The following is a 19189-nucleotide window of genomic DNA, read 5'->3' on the forward strand; positions in this document are numbered from 1 at the left end:
AGGTTCCGGCGGATGTCTGGCGGCGTAGGCTAAGCTTGTCGTCGAGGCGCCGCGGACATGGACGCGGTCGTGGCAGGATGGGCAGAGTACGGACAGACGGTGGTCAGTGTGCGAAGCAGGCGTTGCGGATTCAAGCAGATGCGGCATTTTACGGCAGCCGCGGCGCTGATGCTCGGCCTGGCCGGCTGTGCCCAGGCGCCGCTGCGGCAACCCGCCGCCCAGCCGGCCGCCGCGCCCGTCCAGCCGATGGCGCGGATGACGGTGGCGACCCCGGACGAGGACCACGACCTGCTGGCGCAACTGCTGGCCGGCGAAATGGCGCTGGGCCGGAGCGACCTCGAGGCCGCGGCGCGGTATTACGGCAAGGCGATGGCGCTGAGCGACGATCCCGCCGTGGCCGAGCATGCCGCGATGCTGGCGATCGCGGTGCACGACGATGCGGCCACCGGACGCGCGCTGGACCGCTGGCAGGCGCTGGGCGCCAAGCCGGCGGGAATGGCGCAGGCGCGCGCCCAGCTCGCACTGAACCGCGGCGACACCGCCGAGGCGCAGCGCCAGTTGAAGATACTCACGGACAGCCACCACAAGGACGCCTGGCGCGGCTTCGGCCAGGTGCTGCTGGGCGCACGCGACCAGGCTCAGGCCGGGCAGTTGCTGGAGGCGCTGGCCACCCCGCAGCGCCTGCCGGCCGATCCGCAGGCCTGGCTGGCGATGAGCGAACTGGGCGACAAGCTGGGCCGCCACGCCTACGCGCAGCGCATCGCGGACGCCGCGATGACGCGCTTCCGCAGCAATGCCGAGGTCTACGCCTGGGCAGCGCAGATGAAGGCCCGTAACGGCGACGCCAAGGGCGCGCGCGAGCTGCTGCAGCAAGCCATCGCGAAGTCCCCCGACAACGTGCACCTGCGCCTGGTCTACGCCAGCATGCTCAGCACGGCCGGCGACTACGCGGCCGCCGCGAAGCTGCTGGACCACGGCCCGCAGAACGCCGACACCTACCAGTTGCGCGCCGCATTGGCCGCGCGCAGCAACGACACCAGGACGCTGGCCGGGCTGTACCGCCAGTTGCAGCAGGCGACGCCCCGCGTGCGCGCGCAGAACGCGTTCCTGCTGGGCCAGCTCGCCGAGATGCAGCATCGCGGCGCCGAGGCGCTGGCCTGGTACGGCCAGGTCGGCGACGACGACCCGCACGCGTTCGACGCCGACCTGCGCAGCGCCGTGCTGCTGCAGGCACAGGGCAAGAGCGCCGAGGCCCACGAGCTGCTGGGGCAGTTGCAGCTGGACTACCTGGACCAGCCGACCCGGTTGCGCCAGGCCTACCAGCTCGACGCCGAGCTCTACATGCGCGAGCAGCGCTACCCGCAGGCGGTCGAGGCGTTCACCCGTGCGCTGCAGGTGGTGCCGAACGATCCGGGCCTGCTGTACGGCCGCGGCCTGGCCTACGCCGAGGCCGACCAGACCGATCTCGCGGTGCAGGACTTCCGCAGCCTGCTCAAGCTCAAGCCGGACGACATCGACGCCAGCAACGCGCTGGGCTACACGCTGGCCGACGCGGGCCGCGACCTGCCCGAGGCGGAGCAGCTGATCGGCAAGGCGCGCGCCGCCCGGCCGAACGATCCCGCGATCGCCGACTCCTGGGGCTGGCTGCAGTACCGGCTGGGCCATCTGGACCAGGCGGTGCAGGCGCTGCGCGTCGCGTGGCAGGCGGCCAAGGACGCCGACGTGGGCGTGCACCTGGGCGAGGTGCTCTGGAAACAGGGCGACCACCAGGACGCGCAGCACGTGTTCGACGAGGTGCACAAGATCGATCCGCACAACGCCAGCCTGCAAAGCACCTTGAAGCGGCTGCATCCATGAAGCGTTCCTTTCGATTCCTCGCGGCGGCGCTGCCGCTGCTGCTCGCCGCCTGTGCGCCGCAGCTCGTGCGCATCAAGGGCGATGCCGCCCTGCTCGATGCGCAGGCCGCGCGCGAACAGGCGCTGGCGCACACCGACCACTGGACGCTGGAAGGCCGGCTCGGCGTGTCCGACGGCCGCGACGGCGGCAGCGGCGGCTTCACCTGGACCCAGGACGGGGACAGCTACCGCTTCGTGTTCCGCACGCCGATCACCGGCCGCAGCTTCGAGCTCAGCGGCAGCCCCGGCAGCGCGCTGTTGCAGGGGCTGGACGGCGGCCCGCTGCAGGGCCCGGACGCCGAGGCGCTGATGCGCCGCGCGCTGGGCTGGGAGGTGCCGCTGCACGACCTGCGCGCCTGGGTACTGGGCCTGCGCGCGGACAGCGGCCCGGCCGAACTGGCGTTCGGCGACAACCGCCTGCCGTCGCTGCTGCAGCAGGACGGCTGGGCGGTGGACTACCGTGCGTGGGACACCGCCCGCCAACCGCCGCTGCCCACCACCATCTTCGCCTCGCGGCCGCCGTACAAGGTGCGGCTGTCGGTGGAGAACTGGACGATCCGCTAGACTGCGCGGCCCGCCAGGGTTTCCCAGCATGCGCTGCACCATCGTTCCCGCCCGCCTCGACCAGGCCGACACGCTGCGCGACATCGAGCGCGCGGCGCAGGAATTGTTCCGCGGCCATCCGGCGTGGCCCTCCTACGCCGCTGCGACGATGGACCCGGAGGCGCTGGCAGCCGCCATCGCCGCCGGCCGCGTCTGGGTCGCGCTGGACGAGGGCGGCGACGCCGTGGGCTTCGTGGGCGTGGAGGTGGAGGACGGCGAGGCCGGCATCGCCGAGATCGACGTGCTGCCCAGCCACGGTCGGCGCGGCATCGGCGCGGCGCTGCTGGAGCACGCCTGCGCGTGGGCGGCCGAATCGGGCTATCCGTCGGTGGTGCTGGGCACGCTGTCGGACGTGCCGTGGAATGCGCCGTTCTATGCGCGCCACGGTTTCGAGGCCATCGATCCGCGGCACTACACGCGGGCCTTGGCGGAGCACCACGAGCACGACCGCGAGCGCGGCTTCCCCCTGCATCTGCGCGTATTCATGCGCCGCCGGCTGCGCGTCTCGCCGGACGGCTGGACGCGCTGGCCGGCGCCGGCCAAGCTCAACCTGTTCCTGCGCATCACCGGCCGCCGTGCGGACGGCTACCACGAATTGCAGACCGTGTTCCGCCTGCTGGACTGGGGCGACGCCCTGCGCCTGCGCGTGCGCGGGGACGGCGTGATCCGCCGCCTGGGAGACGTGCCGGGCGTGCCCGAGCCGGACGACCTGGTGGTGCGCGCCGCGTGGCTGCTGCAGCAGTGCACCGGCAGCGCGTCCGGGGCCGAGGTCGCGCTGGAAAAGCGCATCCCCATGGGTGGCGGCCTGGGCGGCGGCAGTTCCGATGCCGCCACCGTGCTGGTGGCGCTGAACCACCTGTGGCGCTGCGGGCTGGACGAGGACGCGCTGGCCGAACTGGGCCGGCAACTGGGCGCCGACGTGCCGGTGTTCGTGCGCGGCCGCTCGGCCTGGGCCGAGGGTGTGGGCGAGCGGCTCACCCCGCTGGCGCTGCCACGCCGGCATTACGTGGTGCTGGATCCGCGTGAGCAGGTGCCCACCGCAGCGCTGTTTCAAGCCCCTGAATTGACACGAAATGCGCCTCCGGCGACAATTTCGTCCTTTGTTTCGGGCGAATCGGCGGAAAACGCCTTCACTCCGGTGGTGCGCGAGCGCCATCCGCGGGTGGCGGCGGCGCTGGACTGGCTGGGACGCCACGGGGCGGCACGGCTTTCCGGCAGCGGCGGCTGCGTGTTCCTGGAAACGGCGACGCGGGAGCAGGCCGAGGCCGTGGCGGCGCAGTGCCCGGGCGAGTTCGGCGTCCACGTGGCGAACGGCGTCAACCGCTCGCCGCTGCTCGCGGCGCTGGAACGCCATCGTGCGGTTTCGGGCGGAACAAAAACGGGTTGAGGCCATGCCGCGACGCGAGCGGCGCGGCAGGTATCGCAAGTCCGGTCAGGATGGCCGGGGAGTTTCAGGCCACCGGAGCGTGGCGCAGCAAACGAGATGATGGGGCGTCGCCAAGCTGGTTAAGGCACGGGATTTTGATTCCCGCATGCGCAGGTTCGAATCCTGCCGCCCCAGCCACCCAGCAAGCACAGGTTGAATTTTCCGAGGAACGCAAGCGTGGACAGGTCCAGCCCGATGATGCTGTTTACCGGCAACGCGCACCCCGCGCTGGCGGAGGATGTGGCCCACCGCCTTGGCGTGCCGCTGGGCAAGGCCCTGGTCAGCACCTTCAGCGACGGCGAGGTGCAGATCGAGATCGAGGAGAACGTGCGCAACCAGGACGTGTTCGTGCTGCAGCCCACCGGCGCACCGAGCGCGAAGAACCTGGTCGAGCTGCTGGCGCTGGCCGACGCGCTGAAGCGCGCATCCGCCGCCAGCGTCACCGCGGTGATCCCGTACTTCGGCTACGCGCGGCAGGACCGCCGCCCGCGCTCGGCCCGCGTGCCGATCACCGCGAAGCTGGTGGCCAAGCTGATCAGCACCGCCGGCGTCGACCGCGTGCTCACGGTGGACCTGCATGCGGAGCAGATCCAGGGCTTCTTCGACATTCCGGTAGACAACGTCTACGCCTCGCCGGTGCTGCTGGCCGACATCTGGCGCCACTTCAGCATGGACGACATGATCGTGGTCAGCCCGGACGTGGGTGGCGTGGTGCGCGCCCGCGCGCTGGCCAAGCGGCTGGACGACGCGGACCTGGCGATCATCGACAAGCGCCGCCCGAAGGCGAACGTGGCCACGGTGATGAACATCATCGGCGACGTCAACGGCAAGACCTGCGTGATGGTGGACGACATCGTCGACACCGCCGGCACGCTGTGTGCGGCGGCCGCGGCGCTGAAGGAACGCGGCGCCCGCAAGGTGGTGGCCTACTGCGTGCACCCGGTGCTTTCCGGCGCGGCGATGAGCAACCTGGAGAATTCCCAGCTCGACCAGCTGGTGGTCACCAACACGCTGCCGCTCAGCGCCGAGGCGCAGGCCTGCGCGAAGATCCGCCAGCTCTCGGTGGGCGAACTGCTGGCCGAAACGATACGCCGCATCGCGTTCGGCGAATCGGTGAGTTCGCTGTACGTGGATTGATTTGGATTACGGGATTCGGGAGACGGGATCGGGGATTCGGAACAGCGGCACCACCGCCATTCGAGCCTCCAGCCCGGTTTCCCGGTCCGAAAACCCGACTCCCCTGGTCGCGGGGGAGTCACCCAGCCACCGCAAGGTGGCCCAACTCCCAAGGTAGTGAAAGCAATGGCAAAGACTCATGAAATCAAGGCCGAGAGCCGCAAGGACGAAGGGAAGGGTGCGAGCCGCCGCCTGCGTCGCGCGAGCTACGTCCCGGCCGTCGTCTATGGTGCGGGCCAGCCCGCGCAGAGCATCCAGATCGAGCACAACACCATCCTGCTCGCCGCCAAGCACGAGTGGTTCTTCTCCTCGGTGCTCGACCTGAACGTCGACGGCAAGGTGCAGAAGGTGCTGGTGCGCGACTGGCAGAAGCACCCGTTCAAGCAGCAGATGATGCACATGGATTTCCTGCGCATCAACGAGAACGAGGCGGTGCGCGTGAACGTGCCGCTGCACTTCCTGAACCAGGAGAAGTCGCCCGCCGCCAAGACCGCCGGCGTGTTGATCTCGCACAACCTCACGGAAGTGGAAGTCTCCTGCCTGCCCAAGGACCTGCCCGAGTTCATCGAGCTGGACCTGGCCGGGCTGGACTCCGGCGACATCGTCCACCTGTCGCAGCTCAAGCTGCCGAAGGGCGTGGAGATCGTGGCGCTGCACCTGGGCGCCGACCACGACGCGGCCGTCGTCACCGCGAACACGGTGAAGGAAGAGGTCGAGGAAGCGCCGGCCGCCGAGGGTGCCGCCGACGAGGCTGCGCCGGCCAAGGACGCCGCCGCCCCGGCCAAGGACGCCAAGAAGTAAGCCGCTGCGGCCCGCACCCCGCCGGGGTGCGGGCCCAGGCGCTTGCTGGCCGTCATGGCAGGTTTGCGACTCGTCGTCGGGCTGGGCAATCCCGGTGCCGAATACCTCCGAACCCGGCACAACGCCGGGTTCTGGCTTGTGGACGCCCTGGCGACGGGGCAGGACGGGCGCTGGAGCTTCGACGGCAAGCTGCACGGCGAGAGCTGCAAGGTGCGCCTGGGCGGCGAGCCGGTGTGGCTGCTCAAGCCCGCCACGTTCATGAACAAGAGCGGCATCGCGGTCGCCTCCGCGCTGCGCTACTACAAGATTTCGCCGGAGGAGTGCCTGGTCGCCCATGACGACCTGGACCTTCCCGCCGGCACCACGCGCCTGAAGTTCGACGGCGGCCACGGCGGCCAGAACGGATTGCGCGACATCGTCGCCCACCTGGGCCACGGCAAGTTCCATCGCCTGCGCATCGGCATCGGCCATCCCGGCCATCGCGACCAGGTCACCCCGTGGGTGCTGGGCCGCCCGTCGGCGCAGGACGAGGACGCGATCGTGGACGGCATCGCCCGCGCGCTGGACGTGCTGCCGCTGGCGGCGGCCGGACAGTTCGAGAAGGCGATGCAGCAGTTGCATACAAGCCGGGATTCGTGATTCGGGATTCGGGATTCGTCAGAAGTCTGGCGCCCCGTTTTCCCTGATCCCCCATCCCTCCACCCCGAATCCCGGAGCTTCACATGGGCATCAAATGCGGCATCGTCGGCCTGCCCAACGTCGGCAAGTCCACCCTGTTCAACGCGCTGACCAAGGCGGGCATCGCCGCGGCGAATTTCCCGTTCTGCACCATCGAGCCCAACGTGGGCGTGGTGCCGGTGCCCGATCCGCGCCTCAACGCGCTGGCGGTGATCGTCAAGCCGCAGAAGCTGGTGCCCACCGCGGTGGAGTTCGTCGACATCGCCGGCCTGGTCGCCGGCGCGTCCAAGGGCGAGGGCCTTGGCAACAAGTTCCTCGCGCACATCCGCGAGGTGGACGCGATCACCCACGTGGTGCGCTGCTTCGAGCACGGCGACATCGTGCACGTGGCCGGCAGGGTCGACCCGATCGCCGACATCGAGACCATCGACACCGAGCTGGCGCTGGCCGACCTGGATTCGGTGGACAAGGCGCTGAACCGCGCCGAGCGCGCGGCCAAGGCGAACGACAAGGAAGCGCTGGCGAAGAAGCCGGTGCTGCAGAAGCTCGCCGCGGCGCTCAACGAGGGCCGGTCGGCGCGCAGCGTGAAGCTGGACGACGAGGAAAAGGCGCTGGTGCGCGACCTGTTCCTGCTCACGCTCAAGCCGCTGATGTACATCGCCAACGTGCTGGAAGACGGCTTCGAGAACAACCCGCACCTCGACGCCGTGCGCGCACGCGCCGCGGAGGAGGGCGCCGAGGTGGTGCCGGTGTGCGCCGCCATCGAGGAGGAACTGGCCCAGCTCGACGACGCCGACCGCGACGAATTCCTCAAGGATCTCGGCCTGGACGAGCCCGGCCTGAACCGCGTGATCCGCGCCGGCTACAAACTGCTCGATCTGCAGACCTACTTCACCGCAGGCGTGAAGGAAGTGCGCGCCTGGACCATCAAGCGCGGCTTTACCGCGCCGCAGGCCGCCGGCGTGATCCATACCGATTTCGAGCGCGGCTTCATCCGCGCCGAAACCGTCTCCTACGACGACTTCATCCAGTACAAGGGCGAGCAGGGCGCCGCCGCGGCGGGCCGCCTGCGCAAGGAAGGCAAGGACTACGTCGTGAAGGACGGCGACGTGCTGCACTTCCTGTTCAACGTCTGAGTCCGTTCGGGCCGGTCCGTCTGGAGCGCTCGGTGCGTGGCGGCCGGACGTCGCGCCACGAGCCCGCGAGAACAGCAGCCTCCGGTGAGGTTCCTTCACCGGAGGTATTTCTGCATCCACCCTATCCAGCGGCGATACATGTCGGTGACCTGCACCGTGTCGTTGGGCACGTGTGATTCGATGGGGTAGGCATAGAACTCGACGGGGACGCCATTGTCGCGCAGCCCGTGATACCACTCGAATGCGTGCACCAGCGGTACGTTGGTATCCATCACGGTGCCCATGATGAGCGTGGGGGCTTTCACGTTCCGGACATGGTTGATCGGCGATTGCGCGCGCCAGATGTCCCAGCCCTCGCTGGTCCAGGGCGATGAGCCGAAAAGATAGGCGTCGCCTTCCTGGTAGAAGGAAATGCTGTAGTCCATCAGCCAATCGGTGACGGGCGCGCCGGCAACGGCGGCCTTCCAGATGTCGTAGTGGCTGGTGAGCCATGCCGTCATGTAGCCGCCATAGGACCAGCCGCTGACGCCGATCCGATCCGGATCGACGATGCCGAGCTTTTCAACGGCCGCCAACCCCGCCATCACGTCCCTGCCGGGTCCGTCTCCCGTGTCGCGGTAAATGGCGTGCTGGTACGTATCGCCGAGATTGTTGCTGCCGCGGTAGTTCGGTTGGAATACCAGGTAGCCCGATGCGGCCAGCAATTGCGCCAGTCGCTGGAAACCCTGATTCGACGAGAGCGTTGGGCCGCCGTGGATCAGGAGGACCAGGGGATACTTGTTGCCTGCCTGAAACCCGACCGGGTAGGTGAGTACGCCGTCGCCAGCCAGGTGGTCGGATGTCGTCCATTCGACGGCTGTCGTTCGTCCCAGGTCCAGGCCATCCACGAAGTCGTTCACGTGAGTGAGCCGGCGTGGTCTGCTGCTGGTTGAATCCAGAACGTACAGCTCGCCAGGGTGGTTGGCGGTGCTGCCGATGAAGGCGATGGTCCCGGTGTTGGAAACGCTGATGTCGGAGGAACTGGCGCTGGTCGTGGTTCCGAGCCCGTTGTTGGCCTCGACGTTGCCGAGGTCCAGCAATGTGGCCTTGCCCGAAAGTGGCTGTCGCCAAAGTACCGAGTGCGTCCCCGAGGGGCCTGCCATGATCAGCGTCTTGCCGTCCGGCATCCACGCGTAACTGCTGTAATGGCGCGCCTGCGCTGCGGTTGCGTCGTAACTCCGGCCATTCGCGTGCACGTACACCGCGGTGCCGTTGTTCTGATCGCCATTTCGCGAGCGCTGGAATGCATAGGCGTCGCCAGCGGGCGCGTACGTGAAGTATCGCGCACCCTGGTCCGCGACCAGAACGCGTGTGGTACCGAGGCCGACATCCACTTCGCCGATCACGGAGCGGAATGAGGGTGCCCAGTAAGCGCCGGGAAACTGCGTGAAAGCGATGCGTTCGCCGTCGCGGCTCCATGCCGGGGTGGCGATGCTTCCCGATTCGGTGCCCAGGCTGAATTTCCCTTGGGTCAGCCGACGCGCATCGCCACCCGCTGCCGGAACGATCCACAGATGCCAGGGCGCCACTTCCTGCTTCAGCAGGAAGTGCCCGTCGGTGACACGGAACACCTTGTTGTGCGCCTTGATCGCCTCGGCGTTGAGCGGCGGGTCCTGTGCGACGAACGCGATGTATTTTCCGTCCGGGCTCCACGAAAAACGCTCCACGCCCTCGCTGCTGCTTGTCACGCACCTTGCGTCGCCGCCCTGCATCGGCATGATGAAAATCTGGTTCTTCCGCGTTCCTGCATCTTTTGCCAGAAAGGCCAGGTTCTCCCCATCCGGCGACCAACGCGGCGAGGAAATGCCCTTGCGACCCCGGGTCAAGGCCCGGCGCGTGCCGCTGGAGACATCGACCAGGGTGATTTCGCTGGTGGATTCGTCCGTCTTCGAGTCCGGAACGGACACGATCATCGCGACCCTTTTCCCGTCTGGGGAAATCTGCGCGTCGCGCAGCGTCACGATCCGTTCCAGGTCGTCCAGCCGGAACGTTTGCGCCGGCGCCGCTGTGGCGGGCCCCGCAAGAAGGCATGCGAGCAGGAAGACGGCGACACCGGCGGATGGCGCGTGGGATCGGTGGTTCCATGTGTTGCCGCCCGGATCGCCTTCGGGGAGCGAAGGTTCAACCACCGTTCCTGCCCCCGAACTTCATGCTCAGGTTGAGGAAGTAGGCGCGTCCGACGGGGCTGAACCACGCACGGTAGTAATAGGGCCATGCCGTCCATGTGGAGTCGCGTGGAGGCCGTTTGTCGAACAGGTTGTCCACCGTCAACGAAACGTTGATGGTTGGGGATATCCGGTAACCCATGGTCAGGTTGTACATGAAGGTCGGTCCCAGGCGCTGGGTGCCGACATAGTTCGGAATCCCGCCAAGGCGCGCGCCGTACAGCGTCGTGGTGAAGTCCTTGAAGTTCCAGGTTGCGGAGGCGTTGATCTTGGTGCGCGGGATCAGGTAGTTGTACAGGTCGGTCAATTGGTTCTCGACCGGTGAATCCGCACTCAACTGGGTCTTGTGCATGATCACGTAGGTCGCGCCGAGGTTGAAGTCGAACGAACCGGCGCGCGACGTGCCAAGGCGATAGCGGGTGTTCATGTCCACGCCGGAGGTCTGGTCTATCGCGGCGTTGATCGGAAGCACGAGCACCGAGGTGACGGCGTTGGGGTTGTACGACGCGTCAGGCGCATTGCGCACGACCTGGCTTTCGATCTGTTGGCAGTATTGGGAACCGCCGTCCACTGGCGCGCCGCCCGTGGTCTGGCCCAGCCGGCAATCGGCTTCGCGGCGCAGGATGTCGTCGCTGCCCTGGTATTCGACTTCGTTCTTGAGCTTGATCCGGTAATAGTCGACGCTGATGTCCAGGTTGGACGTCGGCGCAAACACGAAGCCATAGGTGAACGACTTGCTGGTTTCGTTCTGCAGCGTCGTGCTGCCGTGGCTGCGGCCGTTGTAGCTCGCGTCGTAATCGGAATCGCCCACGCAGTCGTAGCCGTGCTCCGGATTGGCAAGGCGGCACTGGTAGTAGTCCGTTCCGCTGGAACCCGAGCCGCTCATGCCGGCATACAGATAGGAAAGGTCGGGTGCGCGAAAGCCCGTGGAAAAGGAGCCGCGCAACAGCAGGCTCTGGACGGGGCGGTACTCGAAGCCGAACGCGTACGTGAACTTGCCGTTGCGCGTGTCGCTGTACTCGTAACGGTCATAGCGCCCCGCGGTGGTGACCGTAAGCTGCGAGAACACGGGGATGTTGAACTCGTAGCCGAGCGCGGCGTGGCTGCGCGAACCGACCGCGTCGGTGTTGTGCAGGTTGTAGTAGGAGCCGTCAAGCGACATCGGGTCGGCTTTGAGTCCGAAGTACGAGGTGCCGTATTCCGCGACGCCCGCGAATCCGACCGAGCCGGCAGGCAACTTGAACAAGTCGGTGTTGGTGAGCGTCAGCGACCAGTTCTCGGCGCGCGCCTTGTCGTGATCGTTCGAGTCCTGGCTGATCGAACGAAACTGGTCCACCGTCAGCGGCGTGTACAGGCGGCTGACCGGGGCGTCGTACATCTTGTAGCCACTATCCGGATCGATCCCGAGCGAGGGTCCCAGGTACAGCGCCTGTGCCTTGGCCGCCACGATCGCCGGCCACTTCTGTTCCAGCGTGTTCTGGGTGTGTCCGAAGTTGGCCTCGTAGGTCCAGGCCCGGTCGGAACCGAAGGTGCCCCTGATGCCGGTGTTGAGCGAAAGGGTGTTGTTGATGCTGCGGATCATGCCGCGCTTGAATCCGCCCCATTCCTCGATCGTGAAATAGCGACGCCCCCATTGTTCGACCTGGCCGGTCGCGGTGTTGTAGAACGGGGTGTCCGCGCAGTCGCCGTTCAGCGGCTCGCAGTTGAACCAGGCCTTGGGCGAGCTGTAGCTGTCCTGGTGCGAGGTGCCCGCCAGCACGTCGAGGTAAAAGTCGGTGTGGTCGTTGAAGTGGTAGGTGGCCGAACCGAAGAAGCTGGCCATCTTGCGGCTGTTCTGCAGCGTGCCGAAGCCGACATCGGAGTAACTGCCGCAGTAGTAGCCATAGTTGCGGCGATAACCGTGGATGATGGTGCCCTTGTCGTAGCTGGCCAATGCATCGCAGGTGGCCTTGCCCGGATCGAGGTAGTCGTCGTCGATGTTCGAGCGCAGCCACACCTGGCCCGGATAGTTGCGCGAGGGCGCGACGGGGCTGTCCAAACGCGAGTCGGTGTAGCTGCGCTGGTAGGCCCAAAGCGGTTTCTGGTCGATCAACTCGAGGCCGAACACGGCATCGAACGGACCTTTCGAAAAACCGGAAGTGATGTCCAGTCGCTGCGAGCCGCCGCCGCCGTGCTCGGTGGCGCCGGCCCGGTAGTCGATGGTGGTGCCGTCGGCTTTCTTCTTCAGGATGATGTTGATCACGCCCGAGATGGCGTCCGATCCGTATACCGCCGAGGCGCTTCCCGACAGGACTTCCACTCGTTCGATCAGCGAGGTCGGGATGTTGGAGATGTCCGTGAAGTTGCTGTTGCCGCCGTAGGACTGCGGGTAGTCCGCGATGCGCCGTCCGTTCACCAGCACCAGCGTGTGGTTGGGTCCGAGTCCGCGCAGGTCCACGGCCTGGGCGCCCACCGTGAACCCGCTGGTGTACTGGTTGTTGTCCAATGCCCCCAGATTCTGGGTCAGCGATGTCATGAGTTCGGGGACGCTGGCGAAGCCACGCTGCTGGATGTCCTGCGCGGTGATCGCGATTACCGGAGCCGGTCCTTCGATTTCCGAGCGCGGAATGCGCGAGCCGGTCACGGTCACCGCTTCCAGGTCGCGTGTGACCGGCGGGGCGGGCACCGTCGACGCGGCGGGCGGTCTGGCGGTGGCGGGCGCGGCTGGTTTGGCGGTCTGTTTCACGATCACCAGGGCGCCGGACGCATCACGCTGCATGGTGTAGCCGGTGCCCCGCAACAAGAGCGCCAGGGCCGCCTGCGGGGTCATGTCGCCGTGCACGCCGGTGGTCGACAGCCCCTTCAACTGGTCGGATCGATAGAGAAACTGTGCGCCCGATTGTCTGGCCAGGCTGTCCAGTCCGTCCACCAGGTTGCCGGCCGGAATGTCGATGCGGGCCGAGGCTTCCTGGGCGTGTGCCATCAAAGACAGCGCGCTGGCCAGCGCGAAGAACAGCGTGGTGCGTAGTGCGATCATGGTCTCCCCCGAGACGTTGTGGTGACGTCGTACTGACTGTCATGACGAACGAATCGTGAAAACCCCGCACCCGCGACGCAAGTTGTTGCTCAACGGGCGTAGAGCAGCACCTGGTTGCCTTGTTGCACCGCTCGCACCGGAAAGGCAGCAGTGAGCAGGTTGACGAACGCCTGGGTGTTGGACCAGCGGAAATGGCCGCCCAGCGGCAGGTGGGCGATGGCCGGGTCGACCACCACGATCTTTCGCACGCTGTAGCGGTTCAATTCCATGACCGCACTGGCCAGCGGCGTGTCGTGGAAGCTTACGTAGCCGTCACGCCAGTCCAGGTAGCGCTTCGCCTGTGCGAGTGGCAGCGAGCGCACCAGCAGGCCGTTGCCGTCAAGCTGCGCAACGCTGCCGGCAGGCAGCAACGTGGACAGGCTGCCCTTGCCGTCGGCTCCCGCCGGTTCGAGCCGCACCACGCCCTCGGTCACCACCACGCGCAATGCGTCGCCGTCGCGGCGCACCGCGAAACGGGTGCCTACCGCCACGACCTGACGCTTGCCCGCTTCCACCACGAACGGCTTGCCGGGGTTCTTGGCGACGTGGAAATACGCTTCGCCGCGTTCCAGGTCGATCTGGCGTCGGTTGCGCGTCCACGCGACGCGGATGCGGCTGTCGCTGCTCAAGGTCGCCTGCGAACCATCGCTCAGCGAAACCTCGCTGAGCTGGCCGACCGCCGTGTCGTATTGCACGACCGGTTCGATGCCGCCGCGCTGCCAGGACACGGTGCCAGCCACGGCCAGCACCGCCACCGCCGCGGCACCGGTGAGCCAACGCAGGAGCGGGCGGCGCCGGGTGTGGCGCCGGCGCGATACGGACGGTGCAGCCAGTTCCACCTCGTGCGGCTGTGCCCAGCGGCCGGGCGGAGGGACGCGGTCACCGGACAGGCCGGCGCCCAGCGCCTGCAGGCGGCCGGCTTCGCGCCACGCGGCTTCCAGGCGCAGGAACGCCACCTTGTGCGCCGTCGCATCGGCCAGCCACTCGTCCAGCGACGCCTCATCGGCCGCAGACCATCGCCCGCTGTCGCGGCGTGCCAGCCATGCGGCGGCGATGTGCTCAATCTGTCGGCTGCTGACCATGGACTGCTTCGTTCGGCAATGAGGCATGTTGCTGCGGCGCAGCGCGGTGGCCGACACCCTCGCCGTAGAAGTGGTCGGCGATCAGCCTGACTCCCTTGGCGACCTGTTTCTCCACCGTTTTCTCGGTAATTCTGAGTTGTTCGGCCACGGCCTTCTGCGGCAGTTCCTGCACCTTGCGCATCCAGACCACCTCGCGACAGCGCGCCGGCAACTGGTCGAAGGCATCGGCAAGCCGTTTGAGGATCTGCCGCCCGTCCAGCCGGCGTTCCGGCGAGATCTCATCGATCAAGACGTTCAGGGCGTCGATATCCCCCACGGCGTCGATGGCCACCACGCGGCTGCGACGCAGCCGATCGGTGACCAGATGGCGTGCGGTGGAGAACAGGAAGGCCTTGGGCTGCGTCGGCAGGTTCTTGCCCGCTGCCTCGTAGACGCGCACATAGACTTCCTGGCGCAGGTCGTGGACGTCGTCGCGCTGCAGGCAGATGCGCTGCAACAACCGCGTCAGGGCGGCTTCGTGCACCACGATCTCGCGGATGAACCAGGCGTCGAGGGTATCGTCCATGCCATCGACCATAACGGCATTTCACAGGCCTGGGTATGTGCCATCGGCGTTCGCCGCAGACGTGGGGGATGCGGGTGCGCCAATCGTCTCGGTACGGAATGGGGCCGGTCGCCAGGGAGTGCGGGGCCGGCAAGTCGCCGCTCTGTCGCAGGAATCGCCATGTCCTCCATTCGACTGTCGTTGCGCCTCTGTTCCGCCATGCTGCTGGCGATGATGGCTGTTGCGCCGTTCCACGTGCGCGCCGCGTTGTCGCCGCACGGCAACGGTTACGCGTACTACGCCATCGGCGACGTACACGCGCCCACCCCGGGCAAGGTGGAACCGGGCGCCATGCTGATGGGCGGCGGCGAGTGGGTGGACAAGGCGTTCACCTGGCTGTCGGCCCGCGGGGGGCATGGCCACGCACTGATCCTGCGTGCCTCCGGTGCACAGGATCTCCAGGAAGACTGGTATCGCCGCGTCGGCGGCGTCGCCTCGGTGGAAACGCTGGTATTCAGTTCGCGTGCGGCGGCCAGCGATCCGGACGTGCTGGCGCTGGTGAAGCGTGCAGATGTCATCTTCCTCGCGGGAGGCGACCAGTCCAACTACGTGCGCTACTGGAAAGATGCGCCGCTGCAGGAAGCCCTGAATGCGCACGTGCATGCGGGCAAACCCATCGGTGGAAGCAGTGCGGGTCTGGCCGTGCTGGGGGCGCACGTCTATGGTGCGATGGACGGGGGCAGCCTGGAATCGAAGCAGGCGCTGGCTGACCCGTTCGGGGCGCCGGTGACCATCGTCGAGGACTTTCTGCGCCTTCCGTTCCTTGGCCATGTCGTCACCGACACCCATTTCTCGGCACGGAATCGCCTCGGGCGTCTGGTGGCGCTTCTGGCGCGCGAACGCAGCGAGGGCGATCCAGCGGCGATCGGCATCGGCGTGGACGAGCGCACCGCGCTGTGCATCGATGGCCTCGGCCGGGGACAGGTGTTCACTGCGCGCAACGGCTTTGCCTGGCTGGTCGTTCCTGGCGGCAAGCCTGAGCGCGCAAGCGCCGGACAGCCGCTGACGTACCGGAATCTGCGCATCGTGGGCGTGGGCCCGCAAAGTCGCGTCGATGCGAACGGCTGGCAGGTGGACAAGGCCGCCTTCCGGGCGATCGCCGACGTCGAGCAGGGCACGCTGCGCCTGCATGGCGAACAGCCCGTCGTGCTGGCCGTTCACGGCGGGGCCGGCGTGGACAGGGCGAGCATGACGCCAGCCGACGAAGCGCGGGCGCGCGCTGCGCTGGAGCTTGCACTGCGTCGCGGATACGAACAGCTGAAGCAGGGGCATCCGTCGATGGATGCAGTCACCGCCGCGATCACCACGCTGGAGGACGATCCCATGTTCAACGCCGGGCGTGGAGCCGTGTTCACCCACGACGGGCGCAATGAGCTCGATGCCTCGGTGATGGACGGCGCCACTCTGGCTGCCGGTGCCGTGGCGGGCGTGCACCGGGTGAAGAATCCGGTGCTGCTGGCCCGCGCGGTAATGGAGCATTCGTCGCACGTCATGCTGGTCGGCGATGGTGCGGAGCAGTTCGCGGCGGAGGTGGGCGTGACATTGGTTGAGCCGTCCTACTTCCGCACGGAGCGCCGCTGGCAGGAGCTGCAGAAGGCGCTCGAGGCGGATGGCAAGCAGGCGAGTGCTGCGCGCGAAGGCGCGCGGCACTTCGGCACGGTGGGGGCGGTCGCGCGCGACAGCATGGGACGACTCGCCGCGGGCACGTCCACCGGTGGCATGACCGACAAGCGTTACGGTCGGGTGGGCGATTCCCCGGTGATCGGCGCGGGTACCTATGCGGATGCCGGCTGCGCGGTGTCCGGCACCGGCTGGGGCGAGTACTACCTGCGCGTCAGCGCCGCCCGGGACATCTGCATGCGCATGGGGCGTGAGGGCGAATCGGCCGCCCGGGCCGGGCGCGCGGTGATCGAGGACGAGATTCCCGGCATGGGCGGCGATGGCGGCGCCATCGTGCTGGGCGGCAACGGCGAAGTGGCGCTGCCGTTCAACACCGAGGGCATGTACCGTGGCTGGATTGGCGCCGACGGCGTGCCGCACGTGGCGATCTATCGCGACGATACGCTCACCATGCCGGCGTCGGCGGGAAACGGGGGCGTCCGGGGCGATGACGGCGGGGCATAATGCGGGCTGATCCCGCGTCCGGAGCCAGTCGCGCATGCCAGGCCAGCAGCACGAGGTGAATTTCCGTTTCCTTGCCCAGCCCACCGACGTCAATTTCGGCGGCAAGGTGCACGGCGGCATGGTGATGAAGTGGATAGACCAGACCGGCTACGCCTGTGCGGTGGCGTGGAGCGGGGCGTACTGCGTCACCGCGTCAGTAAGCGGCATCCAGTTCGTGGCGCCGATCCTGATCGGCGACCTGGTCACGGTGCAGGCGCGGCTGATCCATACCGGCACCACCAGCATGCACATGGCGGTGGACGTGCTGGCCAGCGACCTGCGCAAGGACGAGCGGCGCCTGGCGACCAGTTGCGTGATGGTGTTCGTGGCGCTGGACGCCCCGGACGGCAAGCCCACCCCGGTGCCGCACTGGGAGCCGCGCGACGACGGCGAACGCCAGTTGCAGGCGCATGCGCGCCGGCTGCAGGCGCTGTCGCGCGAGATGGGCCAGCTGGTCGACCTGCGCGCGGACGAAAACCGGCGGAATCCGGCCTGAAATCCCAGTGCGGGGCATGCCTGCAGGGTGCCGGAAGGCACCCGAAGGTGTTGACAGTCAGCGGGGCGATCCACACAATACGCGTTCTTTGTTGGAGGGATACCCAAGCGGCCAACGGGGGCAGACTGTAAATCTGCTGGCTTACGCCTTCGGTGGTTCGAATCCACCTCCCTCCACCAGTCGATTCCGCGAAAGTCTGCGGGTGGGCTGGTCCGCCGGAACGATTCGGTCGTTCCGGCAACGGGCTCCACGCAGGGCGGGAGTAGTTCAATGGTAGAACCTCAGCCTTCCAAGCTGATGGTGCGGGTTCGATTCCCGTCTCCCGCTCCATTGCGCTGCCCCGGGTCGCCTTCCATGGCGACGGCAAGCGACAGGCCCGCCACCCGGCGGGGCTTGTCGAAAATTTGAAGCGTCCTGCATGGAGGCAGGTCCGCTCTTCGCCGTCACGGAGGATGGCCGAAAGTCACGCTCATGTAGCTCAGTCGGTAGAGCACTTCCTTGGTAAGGAAGAGGTCGCTGGTTCGATTCCAGTCATGAGCACCATCATCTGCAGGTCTCGCCCGCACCGGGCGGTTGCTTTCTCTCTCTGACTCACCGGGATTCAGGCGTATGGCAAAGGGCAAGTTCGAGCGCACCAAGCCCCACGTGAACGTGGGCACGATCGGTCACGTGGACCACGGCAAGACGACGCTGACGGCGGCGCTGACGAAGGTCGGTGCGGAACGCTTCGGCGGCGAATTCAAGGCCTACGACGCGATCGACGCGGCGCCGGAAGAAAAGGCGCGCGGCATCACGATCTCGACGGCGCACGTGGAATACGAGTCGCCGACGCGCCACTACGCGCACGTGGACTGCCCGGGCCACGCCGACTACGTGAAGAACATGATCACGGGCGCGGCGCAGATGGACGGCGCGATCCTGGTGTGTTCGGCCGCGGACGGCCCGATGCCGCAGACGCGCGAACACATCCTGCTGTCGCGCCAGGTGGGCGTGCCGTACATCGTCGTGTTCCTGAACAAGGCCGACATGGTGGACGACGCCGAGCTGCTCGAGCTGGTCGAGATGGAAGTGCGCGAGCTGCTGTCGAAGTACGACTTCCCGGGCGACGACACGCCGATCATCAAGGGTTCGGCGAAGCTGGCGCTGGAAGGCGACCAGTCGGAAATCGGCGTGCCGGCGATCATCTCGCTGGTGGACGCGCTGGACACCTACATTCCGGAGCCGCAGCGCGCGATCGACCAGCCGTTCCTGATGCCGGTGGAAGACGTGTTCTCGATCTCGGGCCGCGGCACCGTGGTGACCGGCCGTATCGAGCGCGGCGTGATCAAGGTGGGCGACGAAATCGAAGTGGTCGGCATCCGTCCGACGCAGAAGACCACCGTGACCGGCGTGGAAATGTTCCGCAAGCTGCTGGACCAGGGTCAGGCGGGCGACAACGCCGGCCTGCTGCTGCGCGGCCTGAAGCGCGACGACGTGGAGCGTGGCCAGGTGCTGGCGAAGCCGGGCACGATCACCCCGCACACGGAGTTCGAGGCCGAGGTGTACGTGCTGTCGAAGGACGAAGGCGGCCGTCACACCCCGTTCTTCAAGGGCTACCGCCCGCAGTTCTACTTCCGCACCACCGACGTGACCGGTGCGATCGAGCTGCCGGAAGGCGTGGAAATGGTCATGCCGGGCGACAACATCAAGATGGTGGTGACGCTGATCCACCCGATCGCGATGGACCAGGGCCTGCGTTTCGCGATCCGCGAAGGCGGCCGCACCGTCGGCGCCGGCGTGGTGGCGAAGGTCATCAAGTAAGCAACAAAGCGGGGATTCGGGAGGCGGGATTCGGCATTCGGAAGGGCATGCTCTTTCGCATTGACCGGGT

The 19189-nt window shown here is 67.3% G+C and carries 14 protein-coding genes, 4 tRNA genes and 1 pseudogene; 15 read left to right on the forward strand and 4 right to left on the reverse strand.

The features are described 5' to 3' along the window. The first annotated feature begins 138 nt into the window (after positions 1 to 138). The 8 genes from PCA_RS03275 (at position 139) to ychF (ending at position 7715) form a co-directional block, all read left to right on the forward strand. Positions 139 to 1857 (forward strand): tetratricopeptide repeat protein, encoded by a 1719-nt coding sequence (locus PCA_RS03275; protein ID WP_181300912.1) that lies wholly within the window; start codon positions 139 to 141, stop codon positions 1855 to 1857. Continuing rightward, complete coding sequence (lolB, locus tag PCA_RS03280; protein WP_181300914.1) at positions 1854 to 2459, forward strand: lipoprotein insertase outer membrane protein LolB; 606 nt, start codon at positions 1854 to 1856, stop codon at positions 2457 to 2459. Before PCA_RS03275 ends, lolB begins: the two co-directional genes overlap by 4 nt. A 28-nt stretch (positions 2460 to 2487) precedes the next feature. After that, complete coding sequence (ispE, locus tag PCA_RS03285; RefSeq protein ID WP_181300916.1) at positions 2488 to 3885, forward strand: 4-(cytidine 5'-diphospho)-2-C-methyl-D-erythritol kinase; 1398 nt, start codon at positions 2488 to 2490, stop codon at positions 3883 to 3885. 100 nt (positions 3886 to 3985) lie between these two features. Next, positions 3986 to 4062, forward strand: a tRNA-Gln gene (locus tag PCA_RS03290). 57 nt (positions 4063 to 4119) lie between these two features. Beyond that, on the forward strand, positions 4120 to 5061 hold the full coding sequence (locus PCA_RS03295) for a ribose-phosphate diphosphokinase (protein WP_181301144.1): 942 nt from the start codon (positions 4120 to 4122) through the stop codon (positions 5059 to 5061). Between the two features lie 165 nt (positions 5062 to 5226). After that, positions 5227 to 5901 (forward strand): 50S ribosomal protein L25/general stress protein Ctc, encoded by a 675-nt coding sequence (locus PCA_RS03300; RefSeq protein ID WP_181300918.1) that lies wholly within the window; start codon positions 5227 to 5229, stop codon positions 5899 to 5901. A 54-nt stretch (positions 5902 to 5955) separates the two neighbouring features. Next, positions 5956 to 6540: an aminoacyl-tRNA hydrolase gene (gene pth / locus PCA_RS03305; protein ID WP_181300920.1), complete on the forward strand. Its 585-nt coding sequence runs from the start codon at positions 5956 to 5958 to the stop codon at positions 6538 to 6540. Between the two features lie 83 nt (positions 6541 to 6623). Next, the gene (gene ychF / locus PCA_RS03310; RefSeq protein WP_181300922.1) at positions 6624 to 7715 is read left to right on the forward strand and encodes a redox-regulated ATPase YchF; all 1092 of its coding nucleotides are present in this window, start codon (positions 6624 to 6626) and stop codon (positions 7713 to 7715) included. A 95-nt stretch (positions 7716 to 7810) separates the two neighbouring features. Here ychF and PCA_RS17770 read toward each other — a convergent pair whose 3' ends face one another. From PCA_RS17770 to PCA_RS03330, 4 genes are all read right to left on the reverse strand, one after another. Further along, positions 7811 to 9883, reverse strand: a complete 2073-nt coding sequence (locus PCA_RS17770; RefSeq protein ID WP_181300924.1) for a S9 family peptidase — start codon at positions 9881 to 9883, stop codon at positions 7811 to 7813. Continuing rightward, on the reverse strand, positions 9876 to 12827 hold the full coding sequence (locus PCA_RS03320) for a TonB-dependent receptor (protein ID WP_181300927.1): 2952 nt from the start codon (positions 12825 to 12827) through the stop codon (positions 9876 to 9878). Before PCA_RS03320 ends, PCA_RS17770 begins: the two co-directional genes overlap by 8 nt. A gap of 197 nt (positions 12828 to 13024) precedes the next feature. Further along, positions 13025 to 14056 (reverse strand): FecR domain-containing protein, encoded by a 1032-nt coding sequence (locus tag PCA_RS03325; protein ID WP_181300929.1) that lies wholly within the window; start codon positions 14054 to 14056, stop codon positions 13025 to 13027. After that, entirely contained in the window at positions 14034 to 14621 is a 588-nt protein-coding gene (locus PCA_RS03330) for a sigma-70 family RNA polymerase sigma factor (protein ID WP_181300931.1), read from the reverse strand. The genes PCA_RS03325 and PCA_RS03330 overlap by 23 nt, the downstream gene beginning before the upstream one ends. A 336-nt stretch (positions 14622 to 14957) precedes the next feature. Between PCA_RS03330 and PCA_RS17500 the strand changes: the two are divergent. From PCA_RS17500 to tuf, 7 genes and pseudogenes are all read left to right on the forward strand, one after another. After that, positions 14958 to 15557 (forward strand): annotated as a pseudogene (locus PCA_RS17500) (cyanophycinase); the annotation flags it as partial. A 198-nt stretch (positions 15558 to 15755) separates the two neighbouring features. Continuing rightward, the gene (locus PCA_RS17505) at positions 15756 to 16784 is read left to right on the forward strand and encodes an isoaspartyl peptidase/L-asparaginase (protein ID WP_343204400.1); all 1029 of its coding nucleotides are present in this window, start codon (positions 15756 to 15758) and stop codon (positions 16782 to 16784) included. Between the two features lie 34 nt (positions 16785 to 16818). Further along, positions 16819 to 17319: an acyl-CoA thioesterase gene (locus tag PCA_RS03340; RefSeq protein ID WP_181300933.1), complete on the forward strand. Its 501-nt coding sequence runs from the start codon at positions 16819 to 16821 to the stop codon at positions 17317 to 17319. 93 nt (positions 17320 to 17412) lie between these two features. Then, positions 17413 to 17498: transfer RNA gene (locus PCA_RS03345), tRNA-Tyr, on the forward strand. A 77-nt stretch (positions 17499 to 17575) separates the two neighbouring features. Continuing rightward, positions 17576 to 17649: transfer RNA gene (locus PCA_RS03350), tRNA-Gly, on the forward strand. A 137-nt stretch (positions 17650 to 17786) separates the two neighbouring features. Beyond that, positions 17787 to 17862, forward strand: a tRNA-Thr gene (locus PCA_RS03355). 66 nt (positions 17863 to 17928) lie between these two features. Next, positions 17929 to 19119, forward strand: a complete 1191-nt coding sequence (gene tuf, locus PCA_RS03360; protein ID WP_181300935.1) for an elongation factor Tu — start codon at positions 17929 to 17931, stop codon at positions 19117 to 19119. Positions 19120 to 19189: the final 70 nt, after the last annotated feature.

Source organism: Rhodanobacter sp. PCA2 (genome assembly GCF_013620825.1).
Lineage (GTDB): Bacteria > Pseudomonadota > Gammaproteobacteria > Xanthomonadales > Rhodanobacteraceae > Rhodanobacter_A.